Here is a 22,234-nt window from a genome sequence, read left to right as displayed (position 1 = left end):
AACGTATTCATCCTTTCCGGCGGGACTTGCCGCCGCGATCACCCGATGTCGTCGCCGGTTGCGATGGACTCCGGAATCCCTTCAAGCGCATGGCTTCCTCTACAATACGCGGAACGAGTCCACCAGAGCCAAGCGCGGCGTGTATCACAGTTTGTCGACCAAAGGCCGCCCCCAGTTCATCTGCGGACAGCCAGCCGATGTATCGCCCGCCATACGGCGTGCTTAATTTCGTCTTGCCCCGACCCGAGCCGTCTTCGGCCTGAATCAGCACGGAGGCTTCCTCCGACTGGAGCATCGCCTTCACTTTTTCGTATCCGGCGATGGCATCCCCTGATCGGCGTGCCAGCGAGATCAAATCGATCACCCGTTTCACCAGCATCTGTTCCAGAAGATCCGTAAGCCCCTCCGGGACCGTAACCGGCTGTTTGGCGCCACGAGCGAAGAGATTCTTCTTCGCCGCGAGGTCCAGCGCAGTCCGTTCGGAAGAGACATATAAACCTCTTCCCGGCAGTTTTCCAGCCAGATCGGGCACGACCCGTGCGTCAGGGCTGACGACGAAGCGGATCAGCCCGCTTTTCGGCTGTACTTCGCCTGTGGCAAGGCACTTCCGTTCCGGCCCGTCGTCATTGTGTTTTTCGCTGCCCCCTCGGGTCAATCGCTTACTCCTCCGCCTCGACCGCGTCGTCTTCGACTTCTGCCGAGTCGGACACGAGGTCATCCGGATCGACCCAGCCCAGAAGAACGCGGGCGGTCATGACCATGTTCTGCGCTTCTTCGAGGTCGATGCCGTAGGGTTCCAGCAGGCCGTCGTCCTTCACGCGCTGGCCATTGACCGTGGTCCAGCCGCCAGCCAGCTCCCAGTCGGCGCAGGTTGCAAAGTCTTCGAGCGATTTCACGTTGTCCTCGGCCAGGGCCACGCACATTTGCGGGGTCAGCCCTTCGAAGTTCAGCAGGCTTTCGTCAGCGCCCAGCTCGGTTGCGCGTTCAAGGGCCGCACGGGCCTGCGCTTCGAGGTGTTCGCGGGCGCGGGTCTGCAATTCTTCGGCGGTGCTGGAATCCACGCCGTCGATGACCAGCAGCTCGTCTTGTTCGACGTAAGCCACCTCTTCGAGGTTGGTAAAGCCTTCGGACACCAGAAGTTGAGCAAAGAACTCGTCGAGGTCCAGCGTGTCCATGAACAGCTTGGTGCGCACTTCGAATTCCGCCTGACGGCGTTTCGATTCGTCTTCCTCGGTCATGATGTCGATGTCGAGGCCGGTCAGTTGCGACGCCAGACGCACGTTCTGACCGCGACGGCCAATGGCAAGCGACAGCTGCTCATCGGGCACCACAACTTCAATGCGCTCGGCTTCTTCGTCCAGAACGACTTTCGACACTTCGGCGGGCTGCAGAGCGTTCACCAGGAAGGTCGGCATGTCCTCGTTCCACGGGATGATGTCGATCTTTTCGCCCTGAAGCTCGTTCACCACCGCCTGAACGCGGCTGCCGCGCATACCGACGCAGGCGCCGACGGGGTCGATGCCGCTGTCATAAGAGATCACGCCGATCTTGGCGCGCGAACCGGGGTCACGGGCTACGGCCTTGATCTCGATGATGCCGTCATAGATTTCCGGCACTTCCATCTTGAACAGCTCGGCCATGAACTGCGGGTCGGTGCGCGACAGGAAGATCTGCGGGCCACGGGTCTCGCGGCGCACATCCTTGATGTAGCAGCGGATGCGGTCGCCGGGGCGATACGCCTCGCGGCCGATCTTTTCGTTGCGGCGCAGGATGCCTTCGCCACGGCCCACGTCGACGATGACATTGCCGTACTCCTCGCGCTTGACCAGACCGTTGATGATCGTGCCTGCGCGATCCTTGAATTCGTCGTACTGACGATCGCGTTCGGCTTCGCGGACCTTTTGCAGGATAACCTGTTTGGCCGACTGCGCCGCGATCCGGCCCAGTTCCACCGGCGGCACTTCTTCGACGTAGGTGTCACCGATCTGCGGGTCGGCCATGTACTGTTTGGCCTGCTTGACGGTCAGTTCAGCCTGATAGTTCTCAAGCTCTTCTTCCTCGACCACGGTGCGGACACGGGTAAAGGTCGCACGACCGGTCTTGCGGTCGATGGCCACGCGAATGTCCATCTCCGCGCCGTAGCGCGACTTCGCCGCACGGGCGAGCGATTCTTCCATCGCCTCGACCACAAGGCCGGGGTCGATCATCTTCTCGCGCGCGACGGCTTCGGCCGTCTGCAGGAGTTCCAGCTGGTTGGCGGATGTGATTGCCATCTCTTACTCCTCCTCGGGCCCTTCGGCCTCGATGTCGTCGTACTTGGTTTCGTCAATTGCGGCGGTCTTGCGCGCCTTGAGCATCTCTTTGATCAGCTCGTCCGTCAGAACCAGCTTGGCATCGGCCAGCCAGTCGAATTGCAGGCCGATGGTGCCGGCATCGACGTTCACCAGAACCTCGCTGCCTTCGACCCCGGCCAGAATACCCCGAAACCGTTTCTGGCCGTCGATCAGATCATGCGTCTCGATCTTGGCTTCATACCCTTCGTAGGTGTCGAAATCCTTGAGACGGGTCAGCGGACGGTCGATACCGGGGCTTCCCACTTCAAGCGTGTATTGGTCAGAGATCGGGTCTTCGACGTCGAGAATGGCGGACACGGCGGTCGAGATCTCGGCACATTCGTCCACTTCGATCCCGCCTTCGGGACGCTCCGCCATGATCTGCAACAAGGGTGTGTTGCCCCCCTGCAGACGGATGCGGACCAGTTCGAATCCCATGTCCTCAATCACCGGCGCGATGATCTCGGCGATCTTCTTGTCCATGCCGGTTTTTGCGATCAGGTCGGTCATGTAGTCTTGCCTTTCGGGCGCAGAAACAAAAAAGCGGGCCAGCGGCCCGCACATCTTTTCGGTGGGCGCTGCGACCTTTCAGGCCTCAGCACCTCGCTGTTGAGGGCGATATAGGCGGGCGTTGGGGATTTTGCAAGCGGAATCGCCAACGCGCGTCGGACCCTCGGCCAAGCGGCGCGTCACAGCGCCATTTCACGGCCCAAGGAAAGACGGCGCACCGCGCTGTTCCCTTGGGTCGCTGTCGATCCGGCGGTCAGGTCATGACGTCAGGCGCATCGCGGCCCGTGCGGGTCTTGAGGTCCGTCAGCTTGTCGATGGCGGCCACCAGCGGGGCGAGCGCTTCTTGGGTGTCTATCGTCAGATCGCCGTCGGGGGGCGTGTATTGTTCCAGATACAGGCGGATCGTCGCGCCCTCCGTGCCGGTGCCGGACAGCCGCATCACCGCACGCGCGCCACCCTCGAAGAAAACGCGCATCCCCTGGTTTTCAGACACGGAGCCATCCACCGGATCGGTGTAGGAGAAGCTGTCGATCTTTTCGATGCCCGCGGGCATGGTGCCGTTGGACAGCGACTGGAGGTCGGCCATGATCGCCTCGGCCACGGCTGTGTCCACCGCCTCGTAATCGTGGCGCGAATAATAGTCGCGGCCATAGGTCTGCCAATGGTCCATGAGGATGTCCTGCACCGACATCTTTCGCGACGCCAGCACGTTCAGCCAGAGCAACACCGCCCAAAGCCCGTCTTTCTCGCGCACGTGGTCGGACCCTGTGCCGGCGCTTTCCTCACCGCACAGCGTGGCCTTGCCCGCGTCCAGCAGGTTGCCAAAGAACTTCCAGCCGGTGGGCGTCTCAAAGGCGTTGATCCCCGCCTTTTCGGCCACGCGATCCGCTGCGCGCGAGGTCGGCATGGACCGCGCCACACCCGCCAGACCGCGCGCATAGCCGGGGGCCAGATGCGCGTTGGCCGCCAAAACCGCCAGACTGTCTGAGGGCGTCACGTAAATGCCCTTGCCGAGGATCATGTTGCGGTCGCCATCCCCGTCAGAGGCCGCGGCGAAATCCGGTCCGTCCTCGGACATGACCAGATCTACCAAAGGCTTCGCCCAGATCGGGTTCGGGTCCGGGTGGCCCTTGCCAAAGTCCACCAGCGGAACGCCGTTCAGCACGGTGCCCGCAGGTGCGCCCAGCGTCCCTTCGAGGATCGCGGTGGCATAAGGCCCGGTGACGGCATGCATCGCGTCGAACTTGACGCTGAAACCACCCGCCAGCAGGGCGCGGATCGCGTCGAAATCGAACAGCTCTTCCATCAGCGCGGCATATTCGGTGACAGGATCGACAACCTCGACCGTCATCGTGCCCACGCTGGTCTCGCCGATGGCGGACTGGTCGATGTCCGGCGTTCCCAGCGTCTTGTAGCCAGAGATTGCCTTGGTGTTTTCAAAGATCTTTGCCGTCACGCTTTCGGGGGCCGGGCCACCGTTGGCGATGTTGTACTTGATGCCGAAATCCTCGTCGATGCCGCCGGGATTGTGGCTGGCCGACAGGATCAGCCCGCCATTGGCCTCGCGCTTGCGGATCAGGTTGGACGCCGCAGGTGTGGACAGCAGTCCGTTCTGGCCGACGATGCAGCGCGCCGCGCCATTGGCGGCCGCCATCCGCAGGATGGTCTGGATCGCCTCGGCGTTGAAATAGCGCCCGTCGCCCCCCACCACAAACGTCTTGCCCGCGCATCCGCCGATGGCGTCAAAGGTCGACTGAACAAAAGCCTCCAGATAGCCCGGCTCCATGAACACACGTGTCTTCTTGCGCAGGCCGGAGGTGCCGGGCTTCTGCCCGTCGAAAGGCGTGATCGGTTTGCTCACAACATCCATAAATTCAGTCCTTTTAATCAATTTGCCCATGCGTCAGGGCGCTGTCGGGCAAGGTATCGCGCAGATCCGGCGCCGTGGCCAGTGCGTCGCTGGAACAGGGCAGGCGGCGCTGCCAGTTCGGGTGTTCATCAATCGTACCGGGGAGGTTCTGCGCCTCCACCTGGCCAAAGAGATCGTCCAGTTGCAGCGCCGTCAGGCACGATGGCGACTGCATCAGGCGATTGTGGATCGCGGCGGTGATCTGTGGCTGGCGCGCGTCGGGCGGCAGGGCGCACAGCCCGCGTAGCCCGTGGCGCTGATCGGCGCGCTGGTCGTGGCGGCGGCGGGTCTCCTCGCCTGATTGCCAGCCCATGGCGTGCCACCACGCGATGTCCGTGCCGTGCCAGAACCCCGCAATCGAAGGCGTGTCATGGGTGCCAAAGCACGACAGGGCAAAGGGGCGCAGCGCCTCTGGCGGCAACAGAGTGCCGTCCTCGTGGGTCTCATATTGCCAGACTGCGTAGGACAGCAGACCGGCTGCGTTCATCGTCTCGCGGAAACCGTCCGGCACCAGTCCCAGATCCTCGCCGATCACCACGCAATGTGCGCGACGCGCCTCGATGGCGATGACCGCCAGCAGGCTCTCGAAGGGCTGCGTGATGTATCCGCCGGGGCTGCCGTCCTCGGGCTGCCAAAAGCTGCGTGTCAGGCCAAGCGCGTGGTCGATCCGAACCAGCCCGGCACGGCGCATCAGGTCGGACAGCATCTGTCGCAACGGGCGGTATCGTGCGGCGGCCAGTTGCCTTGGCGCGTGGGCCGCCAGGTTCCAGCTTTGCCCCTCCGGGTTCAGGTGGTCCGGCGGCGCACCGATGGACACGCCGCGCGCAATGGTATCGGGGTTCATCCAGGGCTCCGCCCCGCCGGGACGCGGCCCGACGGCAAGATCGAGGTACAGCCCAAGGCCCATCGTCTCCTGCGCGGTCCGCGCGGCTTGATCCAGTTGCCGCTCCGCCTCGGCTTGCGCCCAAGCGTGAAAGCGGGCGCGCGGACCCGCGGCAGCGCGCGCCTTGGCCCCCGGACGGCGCAGGTCGGCGGGCCACGTGCGGCTGTCATCGCCGTAGCGTTCGGACAGCGCCTCGAAGGTGGCGAAATCCTCCAGCCCGTGCTGCGTGCTGGTGATCGGTGCGCTATCCTCCACCTGCGCAAAGCGCGCCTCCAAAGCGGCATTGTGGCGGCTGCGGAACGCATCGTAGTCGATCAGCTCGGCCTCTGGCGTCGGCCCCATGCCGGGCAGGGCAATATGGTCGATGTTGAGGAACCCGCGATGCGTGGGCGAGTAGGGGGAGGTGATGTGCCTGGCGGTCCAGCCGATCGCATGGATCGGATTGATCCCAAGAAACTGCGCGCCGACCTGACCCAACTGCTGCGCCGCCGTCGCCAGATCGGCAAAGCTGCCCACCCCGCCGTTGTCGTCAGATCGCAGCCCATACAGGGCACCCACCACGCCCCAGCCACGCGGCGCGCCGATCAACTCGGACACCAGCGGGGCCCCGCGGGCCGGACGACACAGGACAAAGACCTCCTCCCGCCAATCGCTGCCACGCACATCAAGGTGGTAGTAGCCAAAGGGCAGCGGCGGCAGGGCGATGATGCCTTTGCCTTCGGCCTTCACCGTGTCGGTCTCGTCCAGCAGCACCCACTCGCACGGGGGGCAGGGCAGGGTGCAGGGCGTGCCCTCGTCCAGCACTGTCTCTTGCGGCAAATGGCGGGCGTCCTGCGCGGCGGTGAATGCGGCGAGCGAGTCCGCGACCTCCGCCTCGGTCCCCGCAGGCACATCCATTGCCGCCAGAAGCGCGCGCAACGTTTCAGGGGCGGCGGTGCGATACTGCCCGCCCAGATCGTGAAACCCGGGGTGAATGCCGTATGCGTTGGCAAGGGCGCGGAGCGTTTCGCTCATGTGGCCTCCGTCGCGACAAACGCGGCCAGAGAGCAACGCGGCACGGTCACAGTCTTTTCGTCGATCATGGTCGCACCCTGTTTGTCGCGCGACGTGTCAATTTCTTGCTGCCAGCGGCGCGGGGCAATGTCGGGCAGATGCAATTCCTGATCCGCGTCCTCTCGGTTCAGCGCAAGCAGGATCGTGTCGGTCGACGTATCTCCCGTGGCAGATTCAGCAGACCCGCGCAGCAGGATGCACAACGACGACAGCCCCGGATCTCGCCAGTTCAGCGCGCCGCCGTCAAACGCCTGCCACTCCACGTCACGCCGCCCATCCGAGCGTTCCGCGCCATGCAGAAACCGCGATTGCCGCAGCGTGGGATGAGCATGCCGGAACGCTGCCAGCGCGGCGGTAAAGGCGATCAGGTTGCCGTCCATCACCTCCCAATCCAGCCAAGCTGTCTCGTTGTCCTGACAATAGGCGTTGTTGTTGCCGCCTTGCGTGTTTCCACCTTCGTCCCCGGCCAGCAGCATGGGTGTCCCCTGGCTGAGGAACACGGTAGCCAGCAGGTTGCGCACCCGCCTGCGGCGCGCCTCGCGGATGTCGGGATCGTCGGTCTCTCCCTCGACACCAAAGTTGTCGGAAAAATTGTCGTGGTGTCCGTCCCGGTTGTCTTCGCCGTTCGCTTCGTTGTGGCGCTGCTCGTAGGCGGTCACGTCCGCGGTGGTGAACCCGTCATGCGCGGCGGCAAAGTTGACGCTGGACCATGCGCGTCGCCCGCGCGTGTCGAACAGATCCGCCGTGCCCAGCAGCGCACCGCCCAGATCCTGCGCCGCCCGTGCATCGCCGCGCCAGAAGCGCCGGATCGTGTCGCGGTAGCGGTCGTTCCACTCGGCAAACTCGGGCGGAAACCCTCCCAGCCGATAGCCGCCCGGCCCGATGTCCCACGGCTCCGCGATCAGTTTGACGTTGGACAGCACAGGGTCCTGTCGCAGGGCGTCCAGAAACCCCCCGTGTCGGTCAAAGCCGCTCGGCTCTCGCGCCAGCGTCGTCGCCAGATCGAACCGGAACCCGTCCATGCCAAAGGTCGTCACCCAGTAACGCATGGAATCAAGGATCAGCCGCAGCACAAACGGGTGCGACACGTTCAATGTGTTCCCGGTCCCGGTGTCGTTGACGTAATAGCGGGGTTGCCCATCGAGGAGCCGATAGTAGGACGCGTTGTCGATGCCGCGAAAGGACAGCGTCGGGCCGTAATGGTCGCTTTCAGCGGTGTGGTTGTACACCACGTCGAGGATCACCTCGATGCCCGCCGCATGGAACCGGTCCACCATCGCGCGGAACCCACGCGCGCCGGAGGGGCCAAGATACTTTGGCTCCGGCACAAAGAAACCGATGGTGTTGTAGCCCCAGTAGTTCGTCAGCCCACGGTCCTGAAGCGCACCTTCGGGATTGAACGCCTGAACCGGCAACAGCTCGACCGCCGTCACGCCAAGCGTGGTCAGATGCTCCAGCATCGCGTCAGAGGCCATGGCGTCGTAGGTGCCGCGTTTGTCCTCTGCGATCATCGGGTGCTGGATGGTGGTGCCCTTGACGTGCGCTTCGTAGATAAACGCATCTTCCCAGTCGCGGTTCAGCGTGCGGGCATCTTGCGGCAGCCAGTCCGGGTGGCTGACCACCGACTTTGGCACAAACGGCGCAGAATCGCGGGTGTCAAAACTCTGGTCGCCTTCGCCCCAGACATAGCCGAAACAGGCGGGATCGTGTTTGAACGGGCCGTGAAAATCACGCGTATAAGGGTCGAGCAGCAGTTTGTTTGCGTTGAACCGATGGCCCCGGTCCGGCGCATACGGCCCATCCACGCGGTAGCCATACAGCTGACCGGGCGACAGGCGCGGCACATAGCCATGCCAGACTGCACCGGAGCGTTCGGGCAAGTCGATCTGGTGAGTTTCCCTGCCGTCCGTGTCGAACAGGCACAACGTCACCCGATGCGCGTGGTCGGAAAACAGGGCAAAGTTGGTGCCCTCGCCATCCCACTGCGCGCCAAGCGCGTTGGGGCGTCCGGCGGTGACCTCATATGTTGGTGTCATTGCAGCAGGCTTTCGTACAGGCTGACGTAGGCGCCTGCCTGCTCCTCCCATCCGACGGGCTGGCGCATGGCGGCGCGCATCATGGCTTGCCACTGCTTGGGATCCGCATAAGCGGCAAAGACACGGTCAAGCGCGGCGCTGATCGCCTCCGGCGTGACCTCGTCAAAAACAAACCCATTGGCACATTTGGCGGCCAGCGCGGCGGCGTTGGCGTCGATCACCGTATCGGCGAGCCCGCCGGTGCGCGCCACCACCGGCAGCGTGCCATAGCGCAAACCATACAGCTGCGTCAGCCCGCACGGCTCAAACCGCGAGGGGATCAGGATCGCATCTGCACCGCCTTGGACGAGGTGCGAAAAGCCCTCGTCATAGCCGATGAACGTGCCGACACGGCCGGGGTGATCCTGTGCGGCCTGCTGGAAAAGTGCCTCCAACGCGGGCTCTCCGGTGCCCAGCACCGCCAGTTGCCCGCCTTGGTCCACCAGATGCGGGATGGCCGCCGCCAGCGCGTCGAGGCCCTTTTGCTCTGTCAGGCGCGAGATCACGCAAAACAGCGGCCCCGCGTGATCCGTATCCAGCCCCAGCTTGCCCGCCAGCGCCAGACGGCTGGCGCTTTTCGCCTTGAGGGTTTTCACATCATACGGCGCGGGCAGGGCGGGGTCGTTGGACGGGTCCCAGGCGGCGGTGTCGATGCCGTTCAGAATGCCGGTCAGCGTCTCTGTCCGGGCTTGCAACACGCCCTCCAACCCCATGCCAAAGCGCGGCGTCAGGATTTCGCGCGCATAGTTGGGCGATACGGTGGTGACATGATCGGCGTAGACCAGCCCGGCCTTGAGAAAGTTCAGGTCGCCATAGAACTCCAGCCCATCGGCGTGAAACCAATCGTGGCGCAGGCCCAGTTCCGGCATCACCTGCGGGCCATACCGCCCCTGAAAGGCAATGTTGTGGATGGTCATCACGGTCTTTGGCACCGTGCGCCCGGTCTGTTTCAGGTAGACCGGGGCCAGCGCCGCCTGCCAGTCGTGGGCGTGCAGCACGTCAGGCTTCCAGCCCTCCAGTCCGTCAAAACAAATGCGCGCCGCCGCCTGCGCCAATGAGGCAAAGCGGCGGTGATTGTCGGGCCAATCCTGCCCGTCAGGCCCGTTGTAGGGTTTGCCCGCGCGGTCGAACAGTTGCGGCGCATCAAGCAGCAGAAGGGTCAGCCCCGCGGTGTCGCTTGACGCCTCCACCATGACCAGCCGCCCCGACCCGCCGGGCAGATCGCCAAAGCTCGCCACCTCGACCCCTTTGGGCAGGAGCGGAAACAGTGAGGGGTAACACGGCAGCATCACCCGCGCGTCGACCCCATGCCGGGCCAGCGCACCGGGCAGCGCTCCCACCACATCGGCCAGCCCGCCTGTCTTTACAAAAGGCGCACATTCCGAAGCGACCATCAGCACGTTCATATTGGCAGTTCCTCAAGCGGTTTGGCAAAGGGCGAGTCGGCCCCGACGGCGCTGGACCAGCCCAGCGTCGACGTTGCAGATAGCACCGACCGCCCGCCCGGCCAGCTCAGCACCCAGCGGGTTGGCGTCACGATCATTTCCAGCGCATCAAGCGAGGCAGGCGCCGTGGCACCGGGCAGCACAAAGGCGTTCGCCACCACGGGGAGCGCCTCCTCGTCATCCTCGTCCGGCAGCGGCCCCGGCAGGTTGCACACCCAGACCGAACACAGCATCCCGCCGCCTTCGCGCACCAAGTACGCAAAGGCCACATGCGGGTCCACATCCAGCACGAGGGACAGATCGCCCCCGGCCCAAAGCTCCCAGCTGCCGGTTTCCAGCGTCATGGCGTCTCCTTACAGGGCGTCGATCATGCTTTGGGTGATCAGGCAGATGCCCTTCTCCGTACGGCGGAACCGCTTGGCGTCAAGCTTCGGATCTTCGCCCACCACCAGCCCCGGCGGGATCTTGACGCCCCGGTCGATGATGGCGTTCTTGATGTAGGCGCGACGGCCCACTTCGGCGTAGGGCAGGGCCACCACCCCTTCGAGCTGCGAATAGCTGTGCGTCTTCACCCCGGTGAACAACATGCAGCGATACAGCGACGAGCCGGAGATGATGCAGCCGCCCGACACCATGGAGGACACAGCCTGACCGCGACGACCCTCTTCGTTGTGGATGAACTTGGCCGGAGGGACCAACTCGGAATAGGTCCAGATCGGCCAGTCGGTGGCAAAGATATCCAGCGGCGGATTGAAATCCGTCAGGTCGATGTTGGCCTGCCAATAGGCGTCCAAAGTACCCACGTCGCGCCAGTACGGTTCCGATTCCAGCCCCGACAGCACGCAGGACCGGCTGAACGGATGCGCATAGGCACCGCCCTGCTTCACAATCGCCGGAATGATGTCCTTGCCGAAATCATGCTCCGATTCATCGTCGGGGCGGTCCTTTTCGAGGATCTCGTACAGGTACTCCGCCTCGAACACATAGATGCCCATGGACGCCAATGCCTGCGTGTCGTCGCCGGGCATGGTGGGCGGATCGGCGGGCTTTTCCACGAAGTCGATGATCTTGTCGTTCTCATCCACCGCCATCACGCCAAAGGCACTGGCCTCGGCCTTGGGCACCTCGATGCAGCCCACCGTGACCTTTGCCCCGGTCTGGACGTGCTGCTCCAGCATGTAGGAATAGTCCTGCTTGTAGATGTGGTCCCCCGCGAGGATCAGGATATACTTCGGCTCATAGCCGCGAATGATCGAGATGTTCTGCGTGACCGCATCCGCGGTGCCCTTGTACCAGTTGGTCTCGTCAAGCTGCTGCGACGCGGGCAGAATATCCAAACCCTCGTTGCGCTCCGCCCGAAAGAAGGACCAGCCGCGCTGCAAGTGGCGGATCAGGCTGTGTGCCTTGTACTGCGTCGCCACGCCGATGCGGCGGATGCCGGAATTGGTGGCGTTCGACATGGCAAAGTCGATGATGCGTGTCTTGCCGCCGAAATAGACCGCAGGCTTGGCCCGCACATCGGTCATTTCCTTCAGCCGGCTGCCACGGCCCCCGGCCAGCACAAATGCCATGGTCTGCTGTGCCAGTGTGAAACGGTCGTTGTTATCCATGTCTCCCCCCTTTCTGGGTCCGGTCCGGCGCTCAACTCCCCGCTTTTGCGTCGGACGAAGTAAAGACCACGCAGGCCAGCGGCGGCACGATGATCTCGATCGAATGGTCCAGCCCGTGGGCGGAAACCGGGTCGGCGGTGCGTCCGCCTGGGTTGCCCTGACCTGAGCCGCCATAGAGCGGCGCATCAGTGTTCAGGCGTTCGTTCCAATGGCCTGCGCGCGGCACGCCGATCCTGTAGCCGTGGTGTGTCATGGGCGTGAAATTGACCACGACCAACACCGGTTCGCCGTCAGCGCCCTGCCGCGTCCAGACAAAGACACTGTCGTTGGCGTTGCCACCGTCGATCCAGGTGAAGCCTTCGGCCTTGCTGTCCAGCCCGTGCAGCGCCGGCGTTTCACGATATAGCGTGTTCAGATCGCGGATCAGGGTCTGCACACCCGCATGAGCAGAATTTTCCAGCAGGTGCCAATCCAGGCTTTGCTCATGGTTCCACTCCGCGATCTGGGCGAATTCACAGCCCATGAACAGCAGCTTCTTGCCCGGATGGCACCACATGAAGCCGAAATAGGCGCGCAGGTTTGCAAACTTCTGCCAGTCGTCGCCGGGCATCTTCGCGATCAGGCTGCCCTTGCCGTGGACCACCTCGTCATGGCTGATCGGCAGGATGAAGTTCTCGGTGAAGGCGTAATGCAGCCCGAACGTCATCTTGTCGTGGTGGTACCGCCGATTGATCGGGTCCTCGGCCATGTAGCGCAGGGTGTCGTTCATCCACCCCATGTTCCACTTGTAGCCAAACCCCAGCCCACCGGCGTCCGTTCGCGCGCACACACCGGGAAAGGCGGTGCTTTCCTCGGCCACCGTCATGATCCCGTCTTGGGCGGCGTAGGCCTGTTCATTCATGCGCCGGAGGAAGTCGATGGCTTCCAGGTTCTCGCGTCCGCCGTCCTTGTTGGGCACCCATTCGCCGTCCTTGCGCGAATAGTCCCGGTAGAGCATCGAGGCCACCGCATCCACGCGCAGCCCGTCGAGGTTGTATTCCTCCAGCCAGAACTTCGCGTTGGCAATCAGGTAGTTGGCCACTTCCGCCCGGCCATAGTTATAGACCAGCGTGTTCCAGTCGGGGTGATAGCCTTCCTTCGGGTCGGCGTGTTCATAAAGCGCCGTGCCGTCAAATCGGCCCAGCCCGTGGCTGTCCGTCGGGAAGTGCCCCGGCACCCAGTCGATGATGACGCCAATCCCGGCCTGATGCGCCGCATCGACCAGCGCCCGAAAATCGTCTGGTGAGCCAAAGCGGCTGGTCGGGGCGTACAGTCCGACCGGTTGGTAGCCCCACGAGCCGCCAAAGGGATATTCGGAAATCGGTGTCAGCTCGATATGCGTGAACCCCATGTCCACGGCGTAGGGCACCAGTTGCGCCGCCAGCTCCCGGTAGGTGAGGGGGCGATTGCCCTCCTCCGGCACGGTGCGCCAGCTTTCCAGATGCACTTCGTAGATGGAAATCGGGGCATCAATGGCATGGGTCTTGCCGCGCTGGGCGATCCAGCCCGCATCGTTCCAATCGTAATTTCGCAGGTCGCGCACAACGGAGGCCGTGCGCGGCGGCAATTCCGCGCCAAAGCCCACGGGATCAGCCTTGAGCGGCAGCAGCGCGCCGTCGCCATTGGCGATCTCGTACTTGTAGGAGTCGCCGTCCGCGACACCGGGCAAAAAGATCTCGTGCACCCCGGTCGCGCCACGCCGCCGCATCACATGCCGCCGCCCGTCCCAGCCGTTGAAATTGCCGACCACCGAGGCGCGCCGGGCATTCGGCGCCCAGACCGCGAAATGCGTGCCCAAGACGCCCTGATGCTCCATCACATGCGCGCCAAGCGCGGTCCACAGATGGCCATGGGTCCCTTCGCCCAGCAGGTATTCATCCAGCTCGCCCATCACCGGGCCGAACCCGTAGGCATCCTCCTCAACCCAGGTGTCCGTGCCTTCGGTCATGCGCAGCGTGTAGGGGAACCACTTTTTGCGACGCGGAATGGCCCCGGCAAAGACTTCGCCCTCGATCCGCTCAAGCCGTGCGGCGCGGCGCCCGGTCTTGCGGTCGATCACCTCCACTTCGGCCACGCCGGGGCGAAACACCCGCGCAACCAACTGGCCATCGACCTCATGCAGGCCCAGAACGCCAAAAGGATCCGTATGTTGCCCCGACAACAGCCGGGACAGGTCATCTGCGTCGATCAGGCTCATTCCGCGGCCTCCGCCACATCGGGCCGCGGTCCCACGTGCCAGATGTCCTTTGCATAGCCCTTGATCGTCCGATCCGAAGAGAAAAAGCCCATCGACGCCGTGTTCGTCAGCGCCATCGCCGCCCAGTTGCGTTCGTTCTTGAACGCCTCGTCTGCGCGGCGCTGCGTGTCGTAATAGCTGTCGAAATCGCAGGTCACCAGGAAGTAGTCGCTGTCATAAAACGTGCCGACCAGCCCGTGATAGCGGCTTGGGTCCTGCGGGCTGAACCGCCCTTCGACGATCTGGCCAAAGATCCGCTGCATCCGGGGACTGGAATCAATCGCCGCGCGGGCATAGCCGGGGTGGGTACGCCGCTCCATCACCTCGTCCGCCGTCAGACCGAACAGAAAGAAGTTCTCCGCCCCGACGTGTTCGCGGATTTCCACATTGGCGCCGTCCAGCGTGCCGATGGTAAGCGCGCCGTTCAGCGCGAATTTCATGTTGCCGGTGCCCGAGGCCTCCTTGCCAGCGGTGGAAATCTGTTCCGACAGGTCGGCGGCAGGGATCAGCATCTCTGCCATGGTGACGTTGTAATTGGGCGGATAGACGACCTTCAGCAGATCCTTCGTCACCGGATCGTTGTTGATCGTCGCGGCCACGTCGTTGATCAGGTGAATGATCTCCTTGGCCACGTAATAGCCCGGCGCGGCCTTGCCGCCAAAGATCTTCACCCGCGGCGTCCAGCCCGCGTCCGGCCGGGCCTTCATCTCGTTCCACAGGGCGATGGTTTCGAGGATGTTCATGTGCTGGCGCTTGTATTCGTGGATGCGCTTGATCTGCACGTCGAACATGGCGGCCGGGTCGATATCTATGCCCATCTCGGCCTTGACCCAGTTGGACAGCCGCTCCTTGTTGCTGCGCTTGGCCGCCATGAAAGCGTCCTTGAACTGCGCGTCGCCGGACAAGGGCTTCAGCTTGGCCAATTCGTCCAGATCGGTGATCCAGCCGTCGCCGATCTGCCCGGTGATCAGGGTGGACAGGGCCGGGTTACAGGTCTTCAGCCAGCGGCGCTGGGTGATGCCGTTGGTCTCGTTGACGATGCGCTGCGGATGCAGCTTGTGCAGATCGGCAAACACCGTCTGTTTCACCAGTTCCGTGTGCAGCGCCGAGACACCATTGACCTTGTGCGCCATGATGAACGCCAGCTCACCCATGCAGACGTTGCCGTGTTCAAGGATACGCGGGCTGTCCGGGAACCGCCGCTGATGGTCGTCCTCGATCTCGCGCACGATCTCCAGGTGGCGGGGCAGCACGCGGCCGAACAGCCACTCCGGCCAGCGCTCCAGCGCTTCGGGCAGCAACGTGTGGTTGGTGTAGCCGAGGCAACGCCGCGCCAGCGCCATGGCTTCGTCCATCTTCAGCCCGTGATCGTCCACCAGCAGCCGGATCAGCTCAGGTCCGGCAATGGCGGGGTGCGTATCGTTAAGCTGGATCGCAGCGGCGTCGGGCAGGTTCCGGATGTCCCCGCCGTCGCTCATGAAGCGCCGGATCAGATCCTGAATGGATGCGGAGGTAAAGAAATACTCCTGCTTCAGGCGCAGCTCCTTGCCGGTCTCGGTGGTGTCATCGGGATACAGCACGCGGCAGATCGTGCGCGCCAATGCCTCGGACCGCGAGGCCGACAGGTAATCGCCGCGATTGAAAGACGCCAGGTCGAAGACCTTGACCGGCTGCGCCGCCCACAGGCGCAGGGTGTTGCCCCAGCGCCCTTTCCAGCCGATCACCGGCGTGTCGTAGGCGGTGGCCAGCACCGTCTCGCCGGGATGCCAATGCGCCTTGTCGTGGTGGTGTTCCACGTGGCCGCCAAAGGTGATGCGATACTCGACCTCCGGGCGTTCAAATTCCCAGATGTGATCCTGTTGCAGCCATGTTTCCGGGCGCTCGACCTGCTGACCTTCGACAAAATCCTGCTCGAACAGTCCGTGTTCGTAGCGGATGCCGTAGCCCATCGCCGGGATGCCCAAGGTGGCGAGGCTGTCCATGAAGCAGGCGGCCAGTCGGCCAAGACCCCCGTTGCCAAGCGCCGCGTCGGGTTCGTCCTTCACGATCAGATCGTAGTCCTGCCCCAGGTCGGACAGGGCAGCGCGCGCCTCGTCCACCAGCCCAAGGTTGGAGGCCATGTCTTCGACCAGACGCCCGATCAGAAATTCCATCGACAGGTAGTAGACCCGCTTTGACTTCGACTTGTAGGCGGCCTGGGTGGAGGGGATCCAGTGGTCCACCATCCGGTCACGCAGCGCACGGCTCAGGGCCATGCGCCAGTCGTAGGTCGAGGAATGCGCAGCATCCTTGCCCAGTCCATAGCGAAGGTGGCGCAGGATATCATTTTTCATGGGGGAGCCCTCGGCGGTGTCGTCGCTTCATTCAACACTAGCACGCTGAGCCCACAAGTCAGCCCGTCGTGACGTCTGTCTATGCTACCGCTAACATTTGCGGCAGGAGCATGTTTCGCGCAAGTATTGTGCGCAGTTGGGCGGCATTTCTCCGGTCCGGTGGCGCCTCTGCCACAAATTTGGGCGCTGTCAGGCTGTGAGGGGCTGCAGTGACCCGACCCAGCCGGTGCCGATCGCGCCGGCCCAGTCTTCGCGATCCGCGGCCCGTGCCATGGCGACCATGCGCCAAGGGTCGTAGGGCACCTGCGCAAGGCTGGTTCTCCAGCCCTGCGCCGTGCGGGTCACAATGCCATACGTGGCGGCGGGCGTGCCGGTTTCCATCACATGATACAGCGGCAGGTCGTCATCATAGCCGGGGCAGCCCACGCTTCCGGGATTGAAGACCACTCTGCCACCGCCAATGTCCAGCCGCCGCGGGATGTGGGTATGCCCGCACAAGAACAGGCTGGCGTCTATGCCCTCCGCCTCCGCAGCGATGTCCGCCAGCGGTCTGCGATTCGGCACGCCCGAAGGTGGCACATGCTCCATCCAATAGGTGGTGTCATCGCGCGGCGTGCCGTGGCACAGAAAGATATCGGGCGTCAGGGAAAGTGTTGCGGGCAGGCTTTGAAGCCAGGTCAGATGCTCAGGCTCAAGCTGTTCAAAGGCCACACGATCCGATGGCTGCATCCGCGCAGGCGTCTGTTCAAGCAGATAGCGGTCGTGGTTGCCCCGTATGGTGAGGATTTCGCGCGCCATCAGGATCTCGGCGGTCTCGCGTGCCGCCAAAGGGCCGCTGAACAGATCGCCAAGGTTCAGGACCTGCGTGATCCCTTGCGCGTCAATGTCCGCCAGAACCGCCCGTAAGGCATCCGCGTTGCCATGAATGTCGGCCAGAACTGCAAAAGAGCCGCCAGTCTCGCCGATCATCAGGTCGTCCTCCGATTTTGGGAAGACGATGCACACTTTTCTTAATTATCCAAATGCAAAAAGCCCGGCGCTGGGCCGGGCAAATTGTCAGCTGACAATCACGCCGCTTTCGGCGTCAGTTGCTGTTGCTTCACCGGGGGCGGCTCCATCGCGCCGGTCATGATGGCGACCGCATCCGACATGCTGATGCTCTTGGGGTCCATCACCGCATGGCGCTTGCCAAGACGGTGGATGTGCACCCGGTCTGCGACCTCGAACACATGTGGCATGTTGTGCGAGATCAGGATGATCGGGATGCCCTTCGCCCGGACGTCCTGGATCAGCTCCAGCACGCGGCGGCTTTCCTTCACACCAAGCGCGGCGGTCGGCTCGTCCATGATGATGAACTTCTTGGCAAAGGCTGCGGCGCGGGCCACGGCGACACCCTGACGCTGACCGCCGGACAAAGTCTCGACCGCCTGGTTGATGCTCTGCACGGTCATCAGGCCCAGCTCGGTCAGCTTCTCGCGGGCGAAATCCTCCATGCGCTTCTTGTCGAGCTGACGGAACAGCGATCCCCGGATGCCGGGCTTCAGCAGCTCCCTCCCGGCGAACATGTTGTCCGCGATGGACAGGGCAGGGGACAACGCGAGTTGCTGGTAGACGATCTCGATCCCCTGCTCGCGCGCATCCAGCGGCGAGGTGAAGTGGACAGGCTTGCCCTCGATCTTGATCTCGCCCTCGTCGGGGATGACCGCGCCGCAGATCGACTTCACGATGGAGGACTTGCCCGCCCCGTTGTCACCGATCACGGCAAGCACTTCACCGGGGTATAGGTCGAAATCCGCGTGGTCGATGGCCGTCACGTGGCCGTAGCGTTTGACGATGCCGCGGCCCTGAACGATAGGTTGAATGGTCATGCCGATGCCTTTCTGATCCACTGGTCCACTGCGACAGCGCTGATGATCAGCACGCCGATCAGCAGATAGGTCCACTGCGCGTCCGCCCCGAGCAGGCGAAGGCCGAGGGTGAACACGCCGACGATCAGCGCGCCAAAGAGCGAGCCCATGACCGCGCCGCGCCCGCCGAACAAAGAGATGCCCCCGATCACCACGGCGGTGATGCTTTCGATGTTGGCCAGCTGGCCAGAGGTCGGGGAGACCGACCCAATGCGCCCGATCAGCGCCCAACCGGCGAAGGCACAGATCAGACCGGACGCCATGTAGACGGTGATGATGACCTTGTTGGTCTTGATGCCCGACAGCTCTGCGGCTTCCTTGTCATCGCCCACGGCATAGACGTGGCGGCCCCAGGCGGTCTGGTTGAGGATGTAGGCCAGCAAGACAAACAGCAGCAGCATGAAGAGCGCGCCAAAGGTCAGACGGGCAGACCCCACCTGGATCACGTTGCCAAAGAACTGCAACATCGGCGCCTCGGCTTCGATGTCCTGGCTGCGGATGGTCTCGTTCGCGGAATACAGGAAGTTGGTCGCCAGAACGATCTGCCACATGCCCAGCGTCACGATGAAGGGCGGGAGTTTGATCTTGGCCACCAGCCAGCCGTTGATGAAACCCATCAGCGTGCCGCACATCAGGCCGGCCATGATCGAGATCGGCGCGGGGATGCCATAGCGGAAGGTGAACTGCCCCATGACGACAGATGACAAAACCATGATCGCACCGACCGACAGGTCAATACCAGCGGTGAGAATCACGAGCGATTGCGCGGCGGCAACGATCCCGACGATCTGCACCTGTTGCAGGATCAGCGTCAGCGCAAAGGGAGAAAAGAACTTCGACCCCAGCAATACGCCAAAGGTGACGATCGACAGGACCAGAACGACCAGCGGAACAAGCGCTGGAGTGGCGTGCAGGGCGCTTTGGATCTGGGGCACCAGACCTTTGCGTTTTTCGAACGCGGCGACCGAGGCGGTGGCCTTGGACAACGAGGATTCGTAGTCCTGCCCTTTCGAGGCGGTCTCTGACATGGGGTCCTCCCGAGGATAATTGGGTGCGGTCAGCAGCGCGGACGGAAATCACATGGTCCGGGCAAGGGACGAAGAGGCGTCGTGCGCCCCTTCGCAGTGTTTCAAAGCGGCGTTAGCCCCAGCAGCGGTCGGTGCCTTCTTGGACAGAGATCGACTCGAGACCATCGACGGGTTTGTCGGTGACGAGGTTCACGCCGGTGTCAAAGAAGTCCTTGCCTTCGGTCGGCTCGGGCTTGGTGCCGTCCTTGGCGTAGGCTGCGATTGCCTCGATGCCTTTGGAGGCCATGAGCATCGGATACTGCTGCGAGGTCGCACCGATCACACCGTCTGCAATGTTCGCGATACCGGGGCAGCCGCCGTCGACAGAAACGATCAGCACGTCGTTTTCACGACCGATGGCGCGCAGCGCCTCATAGGCACCCGCAGCGGCAGGCTCGTTGATGGTGTAGACCACGTTGATCATCGGATCCAACGCCAGCAGGTTTTCCATCGCGCGGCGACCGCCTTCTTCGTTGCCGGCGGTGACGTCGTTGCCGACGATGCGGTCATCTTCTTCGTCGCCCCATTTGTTCGGGTCGCCGAGGTCAATGCCAAAACCCTGAAGGAAGCCCTGGTCGCGCAGAACGCCGACGGTCGGCTGTGACACGCCAAGGTCGAGCATGGCGATCTTGGCGTTGGCAGCGTCATCACCCAGCGTGGCGGCGGCCCACTGGCCGATCAGCTCACCGGCGAGGAAGTTGTCGGTGGCAAAGGTCGCGTCAGCGGCGTCAATCGGGTTGAGCGGCGTGTCCAGCGCGATCACCAGGATGCCCTGGTCACGGGCCTGCTGCACCGCGGGAACGATGGAGCCGGTGTCGGAGGCTGTCAGCAGGATGCCGCTTGCACCGTCCGCGATGCAGGTTTCAATCGCCTGCACTTGCGTCTGGTGGTCGCCGTCGATGCGGCCGGCAAAGGTTTTCAGCGTGATGCCCAGCTCTTCGGCCTTGGCTGTCGCGCCTTCCTTCATCTTCACGAAGAAGGGGTTGGTATCTGTTTTTGTGATCAGGCACGCAGTGGTGTTGTGAGCTTCTGCCAGAGCGGCTGTGGACAGCGCGGCGGTGGTCAGCGCAAGCGCCGAACCCATTAAGACTTTTTTCATGGTATCCTCCCAGAGTTCGCGGGGCCACTGCGCGACACCTCTTGGCCCAAAGACCCTCCTTGGCCTCTCAGCTTTACAAAAACTGATTCGGAGCCATCGGTCAACAATAAATAAATCAATCGCATTTATTATTGACAGCGCACCGAAATCCCGATGATGTTCCTGCCATTGCGTCTTGCCGCAAAGCCGAAAAAAATCGTTCTGCACTGCAATGTTACATGCTGCGGTGCAGAAGTGGGCGAGCAACAGGGGAGGGTAGGCGATGGGACGCCAGAACAACAAAGACGGCTCGCCCGAGGGGGACCCGGTCACCATGATCGAGGGCGCGCGCGGGTCCAACCAGTCCGGCGTTCGGGCGCATAACGAACGGTTGGTGCTGACCCTGATCCGCCAGGTGGGCCCTCTCGCCAAGGCCGAAATTGCCCGCATGACCGGGCTGTCCGCGCAGACCGTTTCGGTCATCATGCGCGGGTTGGAGGCCGACGGGCTGTTGCAGAAGGGTGAACCGGTGCGCGGCAAGGTGGGGCAGCCGTCCGTGCCCATGAGCCTGGCCAAAAGTGGCGCTTATTTCCTCGGGCTGAAGGTGGGGCGGCGGAGCCTTGAGCTGATCCTGACCGACTTTTACGGGCACGTCGAAGGTCGCGTGCATCTGACACACAAATATCCGACGCCGGACAGCGTCGTGCAGTTTGCCAAGCAGTCGGTTGAGGAATTGCTGGGGGATCTGACCAAGGCGCAACGCGCGCGCGTCGCGGGTCTGGGGATCGCGATCCCGTTTCGCCTGCACGACTGGGCCAAGCCGCTGGGGGTGAACCCGGAGGATATGGCCGATTGGCGTGAGCGCGATATCGCCACGGAGCTCGCCGATGCATGGGAGTTTCCGGTCTATCTGCGCAACGATGCGTCTGCGGCCTGCGGGGCTGAGCTGGTCTTTGGCGATCAGAGCCGTCCGCGTGATTTCTTGTATTTTTTCATAGGGTTCTTCATCGGCGGTGGCATGGTGATGGACAACACGCTGTACACTGGTCGCACCGGGAACGCTGCGGCGCTTGGCTCCATCCCGATCGGGATCGAGGGCAACGCGGTGCGGCAGCTGGTTGACGTGGCGTCGCTCAACTCGCTTGAGGACATGATAAAGGCAGCCGGTGGCTCCGCCGACATGATCTGGGGCACGCCGCAAAGCTGGCGGCTGGACGCGGATGTTCTGGAAGCCTGGATGCAGGAGGCGGTCGAGGGGTTGGCCTACGCGACATTCTCCGCCGCCAGTATGATCGATTTCGAAACGGTGATGATCGACGGCTGGATGCCGCAAGCGGTCAGGGCCGAGATCGTGAGGCGCACCGCTGCCCGGCTGGAAGAGATCAGCGTGGCAGGCATCGACATTCCCGAAGTTCGCCCCGGCACCATAGGTCATGATGCGCGGGCGCTGGGCGCGGCAAGCCTGCCGCTGTCAGACAGGTTCCTCGTGGACCGCAATGCGTTTCTGAAGGCGTGAGCGGTCAGTTCTCTGGCGCAAGAGTTTCTGGTCAACCGCGCAGGGATGCGGGCCCGGCGCGGCCAGTTGCGCGGGAGACGGGAAGGGCGGTTTGCGGGCAGGGGGGATAGGGCGGGCTTTGTTGCACAAATCGAAGTCTGGCCGAACTTCCCCCTTCCCCGGACGGAGTTACCCCACGGGCTCTGTGACAGGCATGCCAAGAGCGGTGTAGCGGTTAAGCACAGCGACACGCACCTGGAT

16 protein-coding genes are annotated in these 22,234 nt (G+C 63.3%); 1 reads left to right on the top strand and 15 read right to left on the bottom strand.

Features of this window, described 5'->3' with window-relative positions; genetic code table 11:
• Nucleotides 1-7: 7 nt before the first annotated feature.
• The 15 genes from J4E08_RS16440 to J4E08_RS16370 form a co-directional block, all read right to left on the bottom strand.
• Nucleotides 8-655 carry an RNA-binding protein gene (locus J4E08_RS16440; RefSeq protein ID WP_183966932.1) on the bottom strand — a complete coding sequence of 216 codons (648 nt, stop codon included), beginning with the start codon at nt 653-655 and terminating at the stop codon, nt 8-10.
• Between the two features lie 4 nt (nt 656-659).
• A complete protein-coding gene (gene nusA, locus J4E08_RS16435) occupies nt 660-2,273 on the bottom strand; it encodes a transcription termination factor NusA (RefSeq protein ID WP_349539432.1) in 1,614 nt (537 codons plus the stop codon).
• A 3-nt stretch (nt 2,274-2,276) separates the two neighbouring features.
• Nucleotides 2,277-2,843 (bottom strand): ribosome maturation factor RimP, encoded by a 567-nt coding sequence (gene rimP, locus J4E08_RS16430; RefSeq protein ID WP_183966936.1) that lies wholly within the window; start codon nt 2,841-2,843, stop codon nt 2,277-2,279.
• 253 nt (nt 2,844-3,096) lie between these two features.
• Nucleotides 3,097-4,713, bottom strand: coding sequence for an alpha-D-glucose phosphate-specific phosphoglucomutase (locus tag J4E08_RS16425; protein WP_349539431.1), 1,617 nt, complete (start codon nt 4,711-4,713; stop codon nt 3,097-3,099).
• A 13-nt stretch (nt 4,714-4,726) separates the two neighbouring features.
• Nucleotides 4,727-6,649 carry a 4-alpha-glucanotransferase gene (locus J4E08_RS16420; RefSeq protein ID WP_349539430.1) on the bottom strand — a complete coding sequence of 641 codons (1,923 nt, stop codon included), beginning with the start codon at nt 6,647-6,649 and terminating at the stop codon, nt 4,727-4,729.
• Nucleotides 6,646-8,724 (bottom strand): glycogen debranching protein GlgX, encoded by a 2,079-nt coding sequence (gene glgX, locus J4E08_RS16415; RefSeq protein ID WP_349539429.1) that lies wholly within the window; start codon nt 8,722-8,724, stop codon nt 6,646-6,648. The genes J4E08_RS16420 and glgX overlap by 4 nt, the downstream gene beginning before the upstream one ends.
• Complete coding sequence (glgA, locus tag J4E08_RS16410) at nt 8,721-10,169, bottom strand: glycogen synthase GlgA (RefSeq protein WP_349539428.1); 1,449 nt, start codon at nt 10,167-10,169, stop codon at nt 8,721-8,723. The genes glgX and glgA overlap by 4 nt, the downstream gene beginning before the upstream one ends.
• Nucleotides 10,166-10,552 (bottom strand): hypothetical protein, encoded by a 387-nt coding sequence (locus J4E08_RS16405; protein ID WP_349539427.1) that lies wholly within the window; start codon nt 10,550-10,552, stop codon nt 10,166-10,168. The genes glgA and J4E08_RS16405 overlap by 4 nt, the downstream gene beginning before the upstream one ends.
• Before the next feature lie 9 nt (nt 10,553-10,561).
• Nucleotides 10,562-11,818 carry a glucose-1-phosphate adenylyltransferase gene (glgC, locus tag J4E08_RS16400; RefSeq protein ID WP_183966948.1) on the bottom strand — a complete coding sequence of 419 codons (1,257 nt, stop codon included), beginning with the start codon at nt 11,816-11,818 and terminating at the stop codon, nt 10,562-10,564.
• Between the two features lie 31 nt (nt 11,819-11,849).
• Nucleotides 11,850-14,054: a 1,4-alpha-glucan branching protein GlgB gene (gene glgB / locus J4E08_RS16395; protein WP_349539426.1), complete on the bottom strand. Its 2,205-nt coding sequence runs from the start codon at nt 14,052-14,054 to the stop codon at nt 11,850-11,852.
• On the bottom strand, nt 14,051-16,426 hold the full coding sequence (locus J4E08_RS16390) for a glycogen/starch/alpha-glucan phosphorylase (protein ID WP_349539425.1): 2,376 nt from the start codon (nt 16,424-16,426) through the stop codon (nt 14,051-14,053). Before J4E08_RS16390 ends, glgB begins: the two co-directional genes overlap by 4 nt.
• Nucleotides 16,427-16,615: 189 nt before the next feature.
• Entirely contained in the window at nt 16,616-17,395 is a 780-nt protein-coding gene (locus tag J4E08_RS16385; RefSeq protein ID WP_349539424.1) for a metallophosphoesterase family protein, read from the bottom strand.
• Nucleotides 17,396-17,493: 98 nt separating this feature from the next.
• Complete coding sequence (locus J4E08_RS16380; RefSeq protein WP_349539423.1) at nt 17,494-18,294, bottom strand: ATP-binding cassette domain-containing protein; 801 nt, start codon at nt 18,292-18,294, stop codon at nt 17,494-17,496.
• A complete protein-coding gene (locus J4E08_RS16375) occupies nt 18,291-19,361 on the bottom strand; it encodes an ABC transporter permease (RefSeq protein ID WP_183966958.1) in 1,071 nt (356 codons plus the stop codon). Before J4E08_RS16375 ends, J4E08_RS16380 begins: the two co-directional genes overlap by 4 nt.
• Before the next feature lie 112 nt (nt 19,362-19,473).
• On the bottom strand, nt 19,474-20,499 hold the full coding sequence (locus tag J4E08_RS16370; protein ID WP_349539422.1) for a sugar ABC transporter substrate-binding protein: 1,026 nt from the start codon (nt 20,497-20,499) through the stop codon (nt 19,474-19,476).
• Nucleotides 20,500-20,761: 262 nt separating this feature from the next.
• Here J4E08_RS16370 and J4E08_RS16365 point away from each other — a divergent pair, with 262 nt between their 5' ends.
• Nucleotides 20,762-21,994, top strand: a complete 1,233-nt coding sequence (locus J4E08_RS16365) for an ROK family transcriptional regulator (RefSeq protein ID WP_502949287.1) — start codon at nt 20,762-20,764, stop codon at nt 21,992-21,994.
• Nucleotides 21,995-22,234: the final 240 nt, after the last annotated feature.

It is taken from the genome of Sagittula sp. NFXS13 (genome assembly GCF_040148795.1).
GTDB lineage: Bacteria > Pseudomonadota > Alphaproteobacteria > Rhodobacterales > Rhodobacteraceae > Sagittula > Sagittula marina.
This window is presented reverse-complemented; position numbering and strand designations above follow the sequence as displayed.

Coding starts and splice junctions, on each gene's coding strand:
- glgA (WP_349539428.1), bottom strand. CDS start 10,169: ATGAACGTGCTGATGGTCGCTTCGGAATGTGCGCCTTTTGTAAAGACA.
- J4E08_RS16390 (WP_349539425.1), bottom strand. CDS start 16,426: ATGAAAAATGATATCCTGCGCCACCTTCGCTATGGACTGGGCAAGGAT.
- J4E08_RS16420 (WP_349539430.1), bottom strand. CDS start 6,649: ATGAGCGAAACGCTCCGCGCCCTTGCCAACGCATACGGCATTCACCCC.
- J4E08_RS16370 (WP_349539422.1), bottom strand. CDS start 20,499: ATGAAAAAAGTCTTAATGGGTTCGGCGCTTGCGCTGACCACCGCCGCG.
- J4E08_RS16365 (WP_502949287.1), top strand. CDS start 20,762: ATGGGACGCCAGAACAACAAAGACGGCTCGCCCGAGGGGGACCCGGTC.
- glgB (WP_349539426.1), bottom strand. CDS start 14,054: ATGAGCCTGATCGACGCAGATGACCTGTCCCGGCTGTTGTCGGGGCAA.
- glgC (WP_183966948.1), bottom strand. CDS start 11,818: ATGGATAACAACGACCGTTTCACACTGGCACAGCAGACCATGGCATTT.
- nusA (WP_349539432.1), bottom strand. CDS start 2,273: ATGGCAATCACATCCGCCAACCAGCTGGAACTCCTGCAGACGGCCGAA.
- J4E08_RS16375 (WP_183966958.1), bottom strand. CDS start 19,361: ATGTCAGAGACCGCCTCGAAAGGGCAGGACTACGAATCCTCGTTGTCC.
- J4E08_RS16385 (WP_349539424.1), bottom strand. CDS start 17,395: ATGATCGGCGAGACTGGCGGCTCTTTTGCAGTTCTGGCCGACATTCAT.
- J4E08_RS16405 (WP_349539427.1), bottom strand. CDS start 10,552: ATGACGCTGGAAACCGGCAGCTGGGAGCTTTGGGCCGGGGGCGATCTG.
- glgX (WP_349539429.1), bottom strand. CDS start 8,724: ATGACACCAACATATGAGGTCACCGCCGGACGCCCCAACGCGCTTGGC.
- J4E08_RS16380 (WP_349539423.1), bottom strand. CDS start 18,294: ATGACCATTCAACCTATCGTTCAGGGCCGCGGCATCGTCAAACGCTAC.
- rimP (WP_183966936.1), bottom strand. CDS start 2,843: ATGACCGACCTGATCGCAAAAACCGGCATGGACAAGAAGATCGCCGAG.
- J4E08_RS16425 (WP_349539431.1), bottom strand. CDS start 4,713: ATGGATGTTGTGAGCAAACCGATCACGCCTTTCGACGGGCAGAAGCCC.